General features: G+C 62.7%; 10 protein-coding genes and 1 pseudogene. 1 reads left to right on the top strand and 10 read right to left on the bottom strand.

Annotated elements, in window-relative coordinates; translation table 11 throughout:
• Positions 1–86 precede the first annotated feature (86 nt).
• The 3 genes from FH041_RS05065 to pssA form a co-directional block, all read right to left on the bottom strand.
• A complete protein-coding gene (locus FH041_RS05065; protein ID WP_049695861.1) occupies positions 87–1,235 on the bottom strand; it encodes a GGDEF domain-containing protein in 1,149 nt (382 codons plus the stop codon).
• Positions 1,236–1,430: 195 nt separating this feature from the next.
• Entirely contained in the window at positions 1,431–3,977 is a 2,547-nt protein-coding gene (locus FH041_RS05060; RefSeq protein WP_132578696.1) for an EAL domain-containing protein, read from the bottom strand.
• A gap of 101 nt (positions 3,978–4,078) precedes the next feature.
• Positions 4,079–5,404: a CDP-diacylglycerol--serine O-phosphatidyltransferase gene (pssA, locus tag FH041_RS05055; RefSeq protein WP_132578695.1), complete on the bottom strand. Its 1,326-nt coding sequence runs from the start codon at positions 5,402–5,404 to the stop codon at positions 4,079–4,081.
• A 52-nt stretch (positions 5,405–5,456) separates the two neighbouring features.
• Here pssA and FH041_RS05050 point away from each other — a divergent pair, with 52 nt between their 5' ends.
• Positions 5,457–6,449, top strand: coding sequence for a GlxA family transcriptional regulator (locus tag FH041_RS05050; RefSeq protein WP_132578694.1), 993 nt, complete (start codon positions 5,457–5,459; stop codon positions 6,447–6,449).
• 15 nt (positions 6,450–6,464) lie between these two features.
• Here FH041_RS05050 and FH041_RS05045 read toward each other — a convergent pair whose 3' ends face one another.
• From FH041_RS05045 to FH041_RS05015, 7 genes and pseudogenes are all read right to left on the bottom strand, one after another.
• Positions 6,465–7,676 carry a M24 family metallopeptidase gene (locus tag FH041_RS05045; protein ID WP_132578693.1) on the bottom strand — a complete coding sequence of 404 codons (1,212 nt, stop codon included), beginning with the start codon at positions 7,674–7,676 and terminating at the stop codon, positions 6,465–6,467.
• A 149-nt stretch (positions 7,677–7,825) separates the two neighbouring features.
• Positions 7,826–8,703, bottom strand: a pseudogene (locus FH041_RS05040) (DMT family transporter).
• Positions 8,704–8,870: 167 nt separating this feature from the next.
• Entirely contained in the window at positions 8,871–10,283 is a 1,413-nt protein-coding gene (locus FH041_RS05035) for a DOPA decarboxylase (RefSeq protein ID WP_049695857.1), read from the bottom strand.
• A 119-nt stretch (positions 10,284–10,402) separates the two neighbouring features.
• On the bottom strand, positions 10,403–11,347 hold the full coding sequence (locus FH041_RS05030) for a LysR family transcriptional regulator (RefSeq protein WP_140174230.1): 945 nt from the start codon (positions 11,345–11,347) through the stop codon (positions 10,403–10,405).
• Between the two features lie 99 nt (positions 11,348–11,446).
• Positions 11,447–12,157, bottom strand: a complete 711-nt coding sequence (locus FH041_RS05025; protein ID WP_028686384.1) for a YebC/PmpR family DNA-binding transcriptional regulator — start codon at positions 12,155–12,157, stop codon at positions 11,447–11,449.
• A gap of 123 nt (positions 12,158–12,280) precedes the next feature.
• Positions 12,281–13,057 (bottom strand): trans-aconitate 2-methyltransferase, encoded by a 777-nt coding sequence (tam, locus tag FH041_RS05020; protein ID WP_140174229.1) that lies wholly within the window; start codon positions 13,055–13,057, stop codon positions 12,281–12,283.
• Between the two features lie 110 nt (positions 13,058–13,167).
• Positions 13,168–14,577: an amino acid permease gene (locus FH041_RS05015; protein WP_027914808.1), complete on the bottom strand. Its 1,410-nt coding sequence runs from the start codon at positions 14,575–14,577 to the stop codon at positions 13,168–13,170.
• Positions 14,578–14,820 lie beyond the last annotated feature (243 nt).

Genomic DNA, 14,820 nt, shown 5'->3' with positions numbered 1-14,820 from the left:
CCCATCACGCGGGCAGCGAGACCTACAGGGCTGTACCGGTACGCCCACGGCGCACTTAGTTCAGGCCGGCAACGCTAATACGTCACTCAAGAAAACCCACCACTGGCGACCTGCCGTTCTACGAATCGAATGCTATTCCGCCCTGCGCGCTTGGACGCGTACAGCGCCGCATCCCCTTGCTCGATCAACGCCGCCAGACTCGCTGGCGCCTGGTCAAACACATTCACCCCAATGCTCAACGTCACCGCTGCAGGTGTCGGTACCGCCCCGCCGGCGTAGGCCTGAAACTGCTCCCGCAAACCCTTGGCCAACACCAGGACGCCTTCACGGCTCGCCCCACTGAGCAAAATCACGAACTCATCCCCGCCTAACCGCGCGGCCAAAGAGCGCTCTGGTAACACCGTACGAATCATTTCACTCAACGCCACCAGCAACCTGTCCCCTGCCGCATGCCCATGCAGGTCATTGACCAGCTTGAAGTTGTCGATATCGATCAACAACAACGCCGCAGGCCGTACATTGCTGACCTCCTTGAAGAAAGGCCCCGCACGCACTTCCAGGGCACGCCGGTTGTACAGCGCAGTCAGCGGATCCCGTGCTGCCAGCCGAGCGATACGTTCTTCGCGACGGTAACGAACCGTGCCTGTCATCGACAAGGCGATCATCATGATCGCCATGGCGCCTTCCACCAGGGACACCTGGATGATCAACCCTCCGAAACTGGCCAGGTCAATCAACGTGCCCGGCGCAATCGCAATGATCGCCTTGATCACGTAGAACAACCCGTGCACCAGAAGCACATACCGCAACTGGACTGCACCTACGCTCAGCGATTGCCCATGGGGCTGGAGCAGGCTACTGGCCTTGAGGGTCAGGGCGGCAACCAGCAGCGAGTTGGCCATCAGCATGACTTTCGACCACTCCGGGCCTGCAGGCAGCAATAACAGGGCGAACCAGATCAGCACGATCACCAGCCAGGCGCGCGAAATTCGGTCTTGGGTGAAGCGCAGCACGCCTAGCAGGAAAAGCCCATGGGCCACGACCAGCAGGCCATTCGCAAACCAGATGCCGATGAATAAAAGGCCAACGCCTCGCAGCAGCGCCAGCGTGCAACCGACGGTGATGGTCGCAAAACCGGCGCTCCAGTAAAGCAGCGATGACTCGCGGACACTGCGCCACTCTATCGCCAGGTAAAGCGCAGCCGCTGCCGCCAGGGCTATGGAAATGGTGAGCATGGTAGGTGGGTCTAGCGCCATGGCGGGTGTAGCCTATCGAAGTGGTTCGTAAAGGCGGCGATTGTATGCGCTCGCGCAGGATTTTCAGAGCAGTTGACGACCGCGTGCGCCAGACTTTCCTGCTGCTGTGACCGGGTGTGCATGAAACCGGAATCTTGCCGGTCCGGCGCCCCGGCAAGGCCCCTCCAGGCCTGTTCAATCCGAGGTATATGACGGAGTGGCCGCCGAGGTCATCAACTTGATCAGCGCCTGATTGTTCACCGGCCGGCTCAAAAAGTATCCCTGGACCTCATGGCACTGGTCATCACCGAGCAAGGCGAGCTGCTCAGCTGTTTCCACCCCCTCGGCCGTGACCGTCATGCCCATTGCGTTCCCCAGGCTGATGATCGCCTGCACCACGCTGCGGTCACTGCTGCTCTTGCCCAGCGACTGAACGAACCGACGATCGATCTTGATGCTGTCGAACGGGTAGGTACGCAGGTAGCCCAGTGATGAATAGCCTGTCCCGAAGTCGTCCATGTTCAAGCGCACGCCAAGTTCCTTCAACGCGTTCATCGTCTGCAGCGCGCCTTCGACATCGTTGAGCATCACGTTCTCGGTGATCTCCAACTCCAGCCGGTGTGCAGGTAGCCCGGTGGTGCGCAGAGCCTCGGCCACATCGCGCACCACGTCGCTACGGCTGAACTGGGCAGGCGACATGTTCACGGACACGATCACTTCGAGCGGCCAAGCGCCCGCCTCACTGCACGCTTGTTGCAGCACCCAATTGCCCAGCAACACGATCACATCGCTTTGTTCGGCCAAGCCGACAAAATCATCCGGCATCAACAACCCAAGGCGGGGGTGCTCCCAGCGCACCAGCGCTTCGGCGGAGGCGATCGTTACGCCATCCACCTTGAACCGCGGTTGGAAATGCAAACGTAATTCCCCACGGGGGATGCCCTCGCGCAGCTCCTGTTCGAGTACACGCTTCTCAAGCAGCGCAGCGCTCATCTGCGTGGAGAAATACCGCCATGTGTTCTTGCCCGATTGCTTGGCCCCGTACAGCGCCACGTCGGCATAACGGATCAGGTCGCTGGGGCCACCCGGGTAATCGTCGGACATGACCACACCCAGGCTGGCGCCTACCTGGACCTTATGGTGCTCCACCGCCATTGGCTGCTTGAGGGTGTCGATGAGCCGGGCGCAGAACCGGTCGAGTTCATCACGCGCGCCCGGTGCGATCAGGACAATCACGAACTCATCGCCACCCAGGCGCGCGACCAGATCGCTGGAACGGGTCATTTGACCGAGCCGCATCGCCACCTCCATCAACACCGCATCACCGGCCGGGTGGCCGAGGCTGTCATTGATCGGCTTGAAGTTGTCCAGGTCGAGCATCAGCACGGCCCGCGACACCTTGGCACTGTCCTCGAGGAAGCGGAACAGCTTGTTGCGGTTGGGCAGCCCGGTCAGGGCATCATGTTGGGACAAGTGCTGAATTCGGGCATGGGCTGCCACCTCATCGGTGATGTCGGTACAGGTTCCGCGGAATCCCTTGCAGATGTTGTGCTCGATGATGGCTCTGGCCGCAATTCGGCATTCGCGTCGCTGCCCGGCCTTGTCCAGGTACTGGCAGCGCAGCGTGCCGGTAGACTCGCTGGCGCCCAGGCCGTGCAGCCAGGTTTCGACATGACCGGTTTCACAATCGAACAAGGTGCAGATCGGCTGATTCAGCCAGTTCTGGGCGTCGTGCCCGGTCAATTCGGCAAAGCGTGGTGAAAGATAGATCAGCTGCTGCTGCGCATCGGTCTCCCAGATCCAGTCGGAGGCCGCCTCGGCCACGGCTTTGAAGCGCGTTTCGCTGGCCTCCAGTGCCCGCTTGGAAATAGCCAGCTGATGGTAGCCGCGGTCAATGTCGGCGCTGGTGCGCATGGCATAGCGTGCGAGCAGTACCATCAGCGCCAGGATGATGAGCAGCGCCACAGCCAGCGGTGCGAACACCGCTTGCAGCAAATCGCTACCGGGCTGGTCCATGCGCCAGGTCAAACGATAGGGAACCTCCTGAAGTGGCAAATGCCCCATGTCTTGCGCAGCATAGTCGCTCGCGGTGATAGCCAGGTCCGTGAGGCCGGCCGTCTTACCCATCTGACTCAGCAAGTCGGCTTCGATCATCCGAATGAAGACCATCACCGAGTTATGCTCCGCCAGGCTGTCGGCGAGCGCAGGAGGACGTATCACGGCAGAGGTGAAGACCGCAGGCTGGCCAGCAAACATGACGTAGCCCGATGCCGGTTGTTGTTGCGCCATGGCCTGGCGGGCCTGTTGCAGGACGCGATGGCCTTCGGGGCTGAAGTGATCGAAACCCAGGTCGGTCAAACGCCCTTGCACGACCGCATAGAGCGTACCCTGATCGTCAAGGACGAACACGCCTGCATAGCCATCATCGCTGTAGAGCGTGGCACCCACGTTACCTTCCTCGAACGCCCACTGCCGGTCTGCTGGACGCGCCAGATGATCGTAGGCAGCCTGCCAGGAAGCATGGGTCCACAGGTAGCTGCGCTCAGTCTTGTGCAACTGTGCCAGGGCCGCGCCCGCATGAAATCGGCTTTGTTCCAGCTCCCGCTCATCGAGCGAAACAGCGATGCGGTACAGCGACACCAGCCCCAGCGTCATCGCCAACAAAAGCAGGCTCGAAAAGGCAAATACAAGATGGCGCATCACACGGCTGCGCGGCGAATCAGTGCCAAAAGCTGCTTCCATTCCTTGAGCGCCTATTGTCTGGGATGCACTGGGTGGACCAACAGCGTGCCTGGCCGATCAACGCAATCGACCATCGAGCAGGCCAACTACCCGTCCCTGCCCTACAACACCCGCTTGATCAACGGTTCCAACCGACTATAGCGTAGCCTGCGCAGCAGCTTGCGCACGGGCTTGGGGTGTTCGGCCTTGACGCCCAATGCGCGGGCAGAATCGATAGCCGGGGCGTGCTCACGCAATGCGCTGAGTTCCTTCTCGCACGGCCCCCGCCATTGCCCAAGGGGGTCATCGATAAGCAGGCCGTTTTCCAGGTCCAGGTTGAAGCCGCGTGGGTTCAGATTGTTGCCGGTCAGCAGGCAATAACGCTCATCGACCCACACGCCTTTGGCGTGAAAGGTGTGTCCTGGGTCGTTCCACAGCCTGATCTTCAGCTGACCGCTGGCCAGCAAAGGCTCGCGACGCCGCGCAAAGGCCCGCAGGTTGTCCTCGTACAGATATGGCAATGCCCCGCTGGCATGGAACGGCTCTCCCGGAGGGACGTAGAAGTCATTGGCGGTACGATGGCCGACGATGAACTCTACCCGCACGCCTCGTGCCAACGCATCGTCAATCTCGCGCATCACGACGCGAGGCGGATTGAAATACGGTGTGCTGATGACGATACGTTTCCGGGCCACGGCCAGTAGCGCGCACACGGTCTTGTTCAAGGCATTGCGCCTGCCAACGCCGATCAGCGGAATGACCCGCAGGTGCCCCGGCTCGGTTGCAGGGCCCGGTGCGTACGTAAGCCGGCGCATCCGTGCCCGCAGGCGGCGGATGTCACTGCGAAGATCGGCGGTGGAAGGCGCTGGAAGGTCCAGGCGCGGCGTGGCCTGCGGGTGGAGCAGCCGCTGCACCAGGTCGACCATGCAGTCGGCCAGGGCCTTGCTGTGGAACAGGTGGTAGCGATCAAGCCGATAACGGTCGAACCGATGAAGGTAGACGTTGTTGAGGCTGGCGCCGGTGTAGATGACGCAGTCATCGATGATGCTGCCCTTGAGGTGCAGCACTCCGAAGAGCTCGCGGGTCTGCACAGGCACGCCATGGATCGTAATGTCCAATTGGCGGCTCTGGCGTTCGGCCTGGTACCAGGCTGCATTGCCAGGCTGCCTGCCCGCCCCCAGCAGGCCACGCCGGGCCCGGAACCAGTCCACCACGACAGTTATTTCAAGCGCTGGACGCGCCGCCTTGGCCTGATAGAGTGCGTCCAGCACCTCCTGGCCGGCCTCGTCATGTTGCAGGTAAAGCGCCACGATGACGATACGCCGGGTGGCTGCGCCGATACGCTCGAGCAGGCAGGCCCGGTAGGCCTGGGCATCCGGAAGCACTTCGATCGCATCGGCAGCCAACGGGTAGCCGGGCAACTGGGCCAACAGGTTTTCTGGGTTCACTTGCAGCCACCTTCTGGGCAAACTATGCCCCAGCTTGCACAGGAATCGCCCAATGGTCCACCCCGCTTCGGTAAATCCGCAGTCCGGCACGGTCAAGACATTCGGTTTTCTGATCATGCCCAACTTCACCACCATCGGCCTGGCGTCGGCGGTCGAAACCCTGCGCATGGCCAACCTGGCGGCATGCCGGCCTGTTTTTCGCAGCGTACTGATCGCGGCACAAGGGGCGCCGGTCACCGCCAGCAACGGCATGCGCGTGCTGCCCGATTGCACGCTCGATGACGCGCCAGCGCTGGACGTACTGTTGGTAGTGGGCCCTAATCCCATCGAGCGCGGCCCTGCCACCGGGGCTTACCTGCGCTGGCTGCGCGAACGGGCCAACCAACGCCTGCCGATTGGGGGCATCTGCACCGGCAGTTACCTGCTCGCCAAGGCGGGGTTGCTCGACGGCTACCGCTGTACCATTCATTGGGAGGACCTGCCAACGCTGCGAGCACGCTTCCCGAACATCATATGCTCGCAGCAGCTGTTCGAACTGGACCGCGACCGTTACACCTGCTCAGGCGGTGTCGCCGCCATCGACATGATGCTGCAACTGGTGGCTCGCGAGCCGAGCGGCCAGGGCATTGCCGCCAAGGCCGCCGAACTGTTGCTGTGCGACCGTGTGCGTAGCGAGCGCGAACGTCAGCGCGTTTCGCTAAGGACCTTGCTGGGCACTGCGCAACCGCGGCTAAGCCAAGTCGTTGCAATCATGGAAGCCAACCTTGAGGAGCCTTTGGCGCCCAGCGAGCTGGCCAACCTGAACGGCATCACCGTGCGCCAGCTCGAGCGCCTGTTCAAGCACCAGCTGCAACGCACGCCCACACGCTATTACCAGGAACTGCGGTTGTCCCACGCCAGGCAGTTGCTGCTGCAAGGCGACGCGCCAGTTGGCGACGTCGCGCTGGCCTGCGGCTTCGGCTCGGCGGCGCACTTTTCCAAGGCGTACAGCCGACTGTTCGGTGTTTCGCCTTCTGCGCAGCGCCGCCTGGCAGCTTTGCGATGACAGCGCGCTTGTCGCTTATTGGCAGATGACGTTGTGCTGCGGCCCACAGGGGAACTGGGTAATGTTGTCTGCCCCCTGCTCGGTCACCACCAGGATGTCATGCTCGCGATAGCCGCCTGCCCCTGGCAGGCCCTGGGGCAGCATGATCATGGGCTCGATCGACACCACCATGCCCGGCTCCAGTACGGTGTCGATGTCCTCGCGCAACTCCAAGCCGGCCTCACGCCCGTAGTAGTGGCAAAGCACGCCGAAGGAATGGCCGTAGCCGAAGGTGCGGTATTGAAGCAGGTCGTGCTGGCGGTAGATTTCATTGAGCTCAGCGGCAATGTCGCAACAACGTACGCCTGGACGGAGGAGGCTTTGGCCTGCCTCGTGCACCTGGACGTTCACCTGCCACAGGCGCAGGTACTCGTCCGGGCAATGATCGAGGAAAAGTGTGCGTTCCAATGCGGTGTAGTAGCCGCTGATCATGGGGAAGCAGTTGAGGCTGAGGATTTCACCCTTGCTCACACGACGGCTGGTCACTGGGTTGTGGGCGCCATCGGTGTTGGGCCCGGATTGGAACAGCGTCCAGGTGTCCATCAACTGGCTGTCGGGAAAGCGCCTGGCAATGTCCCGGACCATGGCCTGGGTGGCATGCATGGCTACCTCGAACTCCGGCGCCTGGTCAGCCAGCGCCTCGATCACCGCCGCGCCGCCAACATTGGCGACCTGTGCCCCCTGGCGGATCAGGGCCTGCTCTTCAGCCGACTTGATCAGGCGCAAGCGCATGCAGGCGGTGCTGATATCGACCAGCTCGGCAAGCGGGTAGCACGCCGCGAGCGCGGCATGGGTGTGTAGCGTCAGGTGGTCGCCCTCCACGCCGATGCGTCCTGCCCGCGGTAGCGCCTGGCGCAGGGCGGTGAAAAAACTGCCCTGCCGCCAGTCGGTGTAGACGATGTTGTCGGTGCCGACCGACCGGCGCCACGGCTGACCGCCGTCGATGTTGGCGCTGATCAGGACGACCTGATCAGGGGTGATCACCACGGCATAGGCGCGTCCGAACGCGCAATAGAGGTAGTCACTGTAGTAGTTGACGTTGTGATAGGAGGTCAAGACGAGTGCTTCGAGCTGCTGAGCGCTCATCAGGGCGCGCACCTCGGCATGCCGGCGGGCATATTCTTGAGCCGAGAACGTCGCCACGGCCTTCTGGCCATTGCGAACTCTGAGGGTATCGGGCATGTGCATGAGCGTGATTCCTTGGGGTTGTGAGCACGCAAATCAGGCCGGCCGCCTGAAATCATTGCAGCACGCAACCGGCAAGCACGTTTGTACCCAAGCGACTTCGAATTGGCAGCAGCACTGCCTTTCACATCTGCAGTGTCACTGGCCAGTGGCTAACGCCGCCGTTGCATCCAGGCTGCCCCCAGCCCGCTAAGGCAGATCACGCAAATCCCGATCAGGCTGAGCGTATCGGGGGTCTGACCATAGAACACCAGGCCCAGCAGGCCCGCAAAGATGATCTGGCAGTAGCTGAAGGGCGCCAACAGCGCAGGCGCTGCCAAACGGAAGGCCTGGGTCAGCAGCAAATGAGCGGTCATGCCGAAACCACCCAGCGCCAGCATCAGCAAGGCATGGTCCCAGCGCGGCGTTTCCCAGAAAAACGGCACCAGCGCACTCATGGCCAGGGTGTTGCACAGCCCTGCATAGAAGTTGCTGGTGGTCGGGCTGTCGTGCGCCGCCAGAATGCGGGTCAGCAGTTGGTAGAAGGAAAAGCCCAGCGCCGAGCCGAACGGGTACAGGATGGCGGGCGTGAACAGGGCCCCGCCTGGGTGTACGACGATCAGCACCCCGAGAAAGCCCAATACCACTGCCACCCACTGCGCTACCGTGACCCGTTCCTTGAGCAGTGGCACGGACAAGGCAGTGACCAGTACAGGTGCAAGGAAGTTGACCGCAGTTGCTTCGGCCAATGGCAGGTACTGCAACCCAGACGTGAACAGCAGGCTGGTGCTGAGCAGGCTCAAAGCGCGCAAGGTTTGCAGCAGCGGGCGCCGGGTGCGCAACACGTTGAGGCCAGAGCGAGGCAGGAAAATGCCAGCCATCAACAGCGTGTGCACCACGTACCGCGCCCACACCACCATCACGATGGGGTACAGCCCCCCAGGAACTTGGACAAAGCGTCGTGGCTGGCGAACATGAACGTGGCGCACACCACCAACACGATGCCACGAAGCGGTTGGTTGACGCCGGACAGCGGGGTACTGGAACTCATGGCTCTCTCGAAGTGGACGCAAAACCGCGCTGCGCCATTATGAAGCCGCGCGCACGCCCCGATTGGGCGTGGCAGCAGGATTCTAGAAGAGATACCGGGAGCGCGGAAGTTCAATCATCACCGCAGTCTCTTTTTTCTCGTGGCAACGGTTACCTGCGCCATCGTTGTCAGCCCTGCACCACGTGCTGCAGCCTGGCCCAGAGGCGTTGCACGTCCTCCCTCTCAGTGTCCAGGGCGCCGATCGACACACGTACCATCCAGCGCCCGTCTAGTACGGCGGGGGTTACATAGGCGTCACCTGATGCATTCAGGCGCTCGGCCCAGGCTCGGGTGTGAGCGTCCAGCGCCTGGCCGGCCATCCCTTCAGGGCAATGCCGAAGGCACAGCGTCTGCAACGGCACTGGGGCGAGCAACTGCCAGTCGCTGGCCGCGCGCACCTGCTCGGCCAGCCACCTGGCATTGTCCATGTCCCTGCGCAGCCGGGCTTGCAAGGCCTCGACACCTTCTGCGCGCAACATGAACCATAGTTTCAACGCGCGGAACCTGCGCCCCAAGGGTATGCCCCAGTCGCGCAGGTTCTTGACCTGCCCATCGACCGAAGACTGCAAGTAACTGGGGTTGGTGCTCATCACGCGCACAAGGTGCTGGGGATCGCGCACATAATAGACCGAGCAGTCGAACGCGACCCCTAGCCATTTGTGCGCATTGACGACGACCGAATCGGCGAGCTCTATCCCATCCCACATCCAGCGGCACTCGGGCACTATCATCGCCGAGCCGGCCATGGCCGAGTCCACATGCAGCCACAGGCCATGTTGCTGGGCCAGGGCGCCGATGGCGCGCAGCGGATCGAGGGCCGTCGTGGCGGTGGTGCCACAGGTGGCGACGACCGCACACGGCCGATTGCCAGCCGCCAGGTCCTGTTCGATGGCCTGCTCCAGCGCAGTCGGACACAGCGCATAGGCTTCATCGGTCGCGATCAGGCGGATATTGTCGCGACCGAAGCCTGCCAGCAACGCCGCCTTGTCCACCGAACTGTGGGCATGGGCGCTGATGTACACGATCAGGGGCTTGTCCTGGCCCTGAAGCCCGTGACGGACCAAGGCGTAATCACTCGAGCGCTCACGGGCACAGATGAGCGCGACCAGGGTGCTGGTCGAGGCGGTGTCCTGAATCACCCCGCTCCACTGCGGCGACAGGCCGAGCATCTGGCGCAGCCAGTCCAGGGTCGTTTCTTCCAGTTCGCTCAATGCTGGGCTCGATTGCCACGACAACCCCAGTACGCCAAGCCCGGTACTCAGGAAGTCCCCCAGCACGGAGGACAACGTCCCGTTCGAGGGAAAATAACCGTAGAAATCCGGGTGCTGCCAATGGGACAGGCCCGGCATGATCAACTCATCCACGTCCTTGATAATCGCGTCGAAGGGCTCGCCCTGTTGCGGCGCGGCCGGCGGCAGGGCCGCCTTCAGGTAACCGGGCTCGACCTGGGCCATGACCGGACGCTGATGCACGGTCTGGCGGTAATCGGCGATCAGGTCGATCAGTTGATGGCCATACTGGCGAAACTCTTCGGGGGTCATGCACGTGCTCCTGTGGTGGGCGCCTCACCGCCTGATGGCGGTCAATGCGCGCCGGCGGCTGGCCGAGAGCAGTGTAGAGCGCGTCGCCTGCGCGAAGAACCGCGCCTTGCGCATAGCTGCTATGGCAAATGCGCAAGGCCGCCCTGTACACCGAATTGCGATTGGCGCCACAGCTCGAACACCCGGTTTCGAAACCAGCGATGCTCGGCCGATGCCTGCAGGCGTTGGTGCCACACCACCCAATAACGCTGACTGTGCTCGACGAACCCCAACGGTCGCCAGGCCAGCGGATGCAGGCGGCACAGTTGGCGGGCGATGTGTTCGGGTACGGTAGCCACTGCCTGGCTGGTGGCGACCACCTTTACCGTGGCGCAAAAAAACGGCACTTGCAGGCTGATGCGCCGTTGCAGGCCCTGTGCACGCAGGTGCTGGTCAATGAAGCTGTCCTTGTCCCCGCCACCGGAGATCCGTACATGCCTGCACGCCAGGTAATCGCTTTGCGAAACCCACCCATGGACAGTAAAGGGGTGGTCTTGCGCCATCAGGCACACCGCCCGATCCTCGCCGAGCAGACGCCCGTGCACATTGGGCGGCGATTCATCGAACAGGGTGGTGGCAAGGTCGATCTCGCCACTGGCGAGCAAGTCATACTGCCCGGCTTGCCAGGTGCGGTACTCCAGGCTGATGCCTGGCGCTTCCTGCTCCAGCGTCGTCACCAGCAAAGGCAGCATATGCTCGGCGACATAATCGGAAGCAGCCAGGCAAAAGCGGCGTTGGCAGCGGGCAGGCTCGAATACCGCAGGCTGACGAAGTGCCTGCAGCTCGTCCAACACCTGGCGCAAGGGCTCGCGTAGCGTCTGGGCATGCTCGCTCAGTACGTAGCCCCGGCCTTGGCGGACCAGCAGCGGATCGTCGAAGGCCTCGCGAAGTTGAGCCAGTTGACGGCTCAAGGCCGACTGGCTCACGCCCAGGCGCTCAGCCGCCCGACTGAGGTTCTTCACCTGCAGCAGGTGGTCGAGCGCACGCAGGTGCGCAAGGCTGAGCGTGGCAAAGGCAGGATTCACGGCAGCTCCAGCTCGGGGCACGCCCCGGTGCAGCGCTGCCCAGCCATCACCTGTACAACACGCCTGGCAATGGGCAGCATCGGCAAAGGGGGCTCGAGCTTACTGCGTCAAGCCAACGTAGACGTTCTGGACGTCATCGTTTTCGTCGATGGCTTCGAGAAACGCCTCGACTTCGGCCAGGGCTTCGGCGCTCAGGCTCGAAGCGCTCACCGGGTTTTTCGGGGTGTAGCCGATCTTGGCCGACGTGACGGTGAAACCGTGCACCGGCAGGGCCTTCTGCACAGCGTCCAGGTCGGTGGTATCAGTGATGAACAGGGTAGCCCCCTCCTCTTCTCCTTCTTCGAAGTCCTGGGCCCCGGCTTCGATGGCAGCCATCTCAGGATCAGCGTCACCGTTGGGGGTGGCTTCGATCAGGCCGACATGATTGAAGTCCCAGGAGACCGAGCCGCTGGCCCCTAGCTGACCCTTGCGGAACAACACGCGAATTTGCGCCACTGTGCGGTTGACGTTGTCAGTCAGGCATTCAACGATCAGCGGAACCTGATGCGGGGCAAAGCCTTCGTAGCTGACAGCCGCATACTGCACGGCATCGCCATCCAGGCCGGCACCCTTGCGAATGGCTCGCTCCAGGGTTTCGCGAGTCATCGAGGCCTTCTTGGCCTGTTCGATGGCCAGGCGCAAGCGCGGGTTCATGTCCGGGTCGGCGCCGGATTTGGCGGCAATCTGGATTTCCTTGGACAGCTTGCCCATGACCTTGCCCTTGGCATTGGCCGCGGCTTCTTTATGTTTGGCTTTCCACTGTGCGCCCATGTCGACTCTCTTGTTTCAACGGCCGGTTCAGGAAGCGACCGGCACAAAAAGTGGGAGCAGTTTATACGCCTATGGGGAAGGATCGACAACCGTCTGCGCTGCACCGACACCTCACCCGACGACTTAACGGGTGGCAACCAAGAATAAGCGCGGAAACGCCAGCAGCACCTTGCCGTCGGACGCTGGCGGGTAGGCGCTTTGCATGGCCTGCAGGTACATCTGCAGGAAGTCTTCCTGCTCCTGCGGCTGCAGCCGCGCCAGGTAAGGCCGCAAGGCCGAACCCTTGAACCACTGCACCACGCCCTCAGCGCCGTCGACCAACGGGTGGTGGTAGGTGGTGCGCCACACCTCGACGCGGGCGCACAGCGGGCTCAACAGGTCGTAGTAGAACGCCGCGCCATGGCGCGGCGGCAACGTGAAGTCGTCGAATTTGGCCGCCCACGGGCCCCGGCGGGCGATCTCGCGCAACGCGGTGTGCGCGGGCTCCTCCAGGTTATCGGGCGTCTGCACCGCAAGGCTCGCCCCTTCGCTGAGCTGACGCACCAGGTGCGGGTAGAGCTGCCCGTGGTCGGGCACCCACTGCAACGAGGCGTTGGCCAGGATCAGGTCCTGGGGCTCAGGGGCGGACCAGCCTGCGATGTCCGCCGTGACCATGTGCACGCGCGGGATGCACAGCCGCTTGCGCGCTCGGGCCTTCTCGATCATGTCTGGGTCGCTGTCCAGCGCGGTCACCTGCGCGTCGGGACAACGTTGCAGCAGGACCTCGGTGGAATTGCCCGGCCCGCAGCCCAGGTCGGTCGCGTGTCGCACCGGGCGCGGCGGCACGGCCCCCAGCAGATCGCGCACCGCCCGGGTGCGTTCGTCTTCGAACAAGGAATACTGGGTTGCAGACCAGGACATGGCGACGTTCTCCGATGAGCGATGCTCTGAAGCATATGCCATCTGTCGCCCAAAACGCGAAGCGGCCGGCCCCTTTGAGGGAGCCGGCCGCTTCGCAAAACCAATGAGCCTTAGTGTCGAGGCGCGCTGCGCATCTGGTGCACAACCCCCATCGCCACCACCAGCGCCGCCGCGATGCCGGTGGAGATCACCAGGATCTGGTAGTCAGGCATGAACGCCATGGTCACCAGGGCTGCCACGATGAAGGCGATCACCAGGTAGGTCAGCCACGGGAACAGCCACATCTTCAGGCGCACTTCCTTGCCTTCGGCAATCAGCTTGCGGCGCATGCGCAGCTGGGAGAACGCGATCACCAGGTACACCAGCAGGGCAATCATGCCCGTGGTGTTCATCAGCGTGTCGAGTACGTCCTTGGGGCGCAGGGTCTCGCTGAAGTTGATCAGCGCACACACCACCGCCACCGCGCACGAGCCCATTATCGCGTACACCGGCACGCCAGTGCCGGCACGGGTGATCTTGAAGAACGACGGCGCGTCGCCACGCTGAGCCAGGGAGAACAGCATGCGCGAGGCGGTGTAGTGGCCGGAGATCAGGCAACTGCTCACCGAGGTCAGCACCACGAAGTTCATCAGCAACTCGGCGTAAGGCACGCCCAGCAGCTCAAGGGTACGACGATAGGCGCCGTAGCCGGAGACGCCCAGGTGCGGGTCATTCCACGGCACCAGGCAAACGATCAGGAAGATCGAGCCTACGTAGAACAGGCACACGCGCCATACCACCGAGTTGGTGGCCTTGACGATCTGCGCAGCCGGGTCCTTGGCCTCGGAGGCCGCAATGGTCACGATCTCGGCGCCAAGGAATGCGAACATCACCCCCAGCAAGGCTCCGATGACCGTGGTGATGCCATTGGGCATGAACCCTTCGGCGGTGAGGTGGGTAATGCCCCGCACCTCGCCGAATTGCCAGATGTTGAGCACCGCTGCGGTACAGACGATCAGGAAGCAGACGATCGCGATGACCTTGATCAGCGCGAACCAGAACTCGAACTCCCCGTAATGCTTGACGTTGAAGAAGTTGACCGTGATCAGCAGCAACGTCGTGGCCAGCACGAACACGTTGACACTGACGTCCGGGAAGAACCCGTGCAGGATCTTGCCGGCTACGTAGGCTTCCCAGGCCATGAGAATGACCCAGTACCACCAGTACAGCCAGCCGATGGTGAAGCCAGCCCAGCGCCCAATGGCGCGGTCGGCATAGGTGGAAAACGAGCCCGTGTCGGGTGAAGACGTTGCCATTTCGCCAAGCATGCGCATGATCAGCACCACGAGGATGCCGCCTGCCAGGTAGGCCAGCACCGCGGCCGGCCCGGCGCTGTGGATCACGCTGCCGGATCCTACGAACAAGGCGCCGCCGATGACCCCGGCGATGGACATCATCGTCAGGTGGCGCGACTTCAGCGAGGCACTGAGCTTGCTCTCGTGCCCGCCGTTCGCGGTGGTGGTTGTGGATGTTGCGTCCATCAGTTGTGTACCCCGTGCTTCTTTTTATCCAAGGAAAACCGTGAAACCCCGATGGCTGGCGGTTTCACCTGTACATCAGTGCTAATGCGCGCAGGAGGTGTGAACGAACACACGCAGGCCATCCATGGCGGCCTGCTGACGCGCCCCAGGGCTGAGGCCTGGAGCGAACTGAACATGCTTTGTGTGGCGATATCCGACACCTAATGTAAAAATGTCCATCGCAGAGAGCCATGCACAGTGGCA

Source organism: Pseudomonas sp. SWI7, assembly GCF_006351945.1.
In the GTDB taxonomy this organism is placed as follows: domain Bacteria; phylum Pseudomonadota; class Gammaproteobacteria; order Pseudomonadales; family Pseudomonadaceae; genus Aquipseudomonas; species Aquipseudomonas fulva.
Note: the sequence above shows the minus strand (reverse complement) of the source record. Positions and strands in the feature narration are given on the sequence as shown.